Raw genomic sequence first — 299 nt, 5'->3', positions numbered from 1 at the left:
CTGCTACACACGGGAATGCGGCCTTCACCCGGTGAAGACGGCAGTTCTGGAAAATGAATACCTGAGAGCCGTGTTCCTGCCGGAATTCGGCGGGCGGCTCTGGCAGCTTACTGATTTAAATTCGGGGCGCGAGCTGCTCTATACCAATGATGTGATACGTCCCGGTAACCTGGCCCTGCGTGACGCCTGGTTTTCGGGAGGAGTGGACTGGAATATCGGCCTCATCGGCCATACTCCGCTGACCATGGAACCTCTTTTTACTGCCAGGCTGGAGACCGGCAGCGGACTTCCGGTTCTTC

The 299-nt window shown here is 57.5% G+C and carries 1 protein-coding gene; it reads left to right on the top strand.

The window, feature by feature from the left end:
* On the top strand, positions 1–299 hold a 299-nt coding region (locus NE473_RS31400), incomplete at both ends, for a DUF5107 domain-containing protein (protein ID WP_256265667.1).

It is taken from the genome of Hungatella sp. SL.1.14, assembly GCF_024460495.1.
GTDB classification, from domain to species: domain Bacteria; phylum Bacillota; class Clostridia; order Lachnospirales; family Lachnospiraceae; genus Hungatella; species Hungatella hathewayi.
This window is presented reverse-complemented; position numbering and strand designations above follow the sequence as displayed.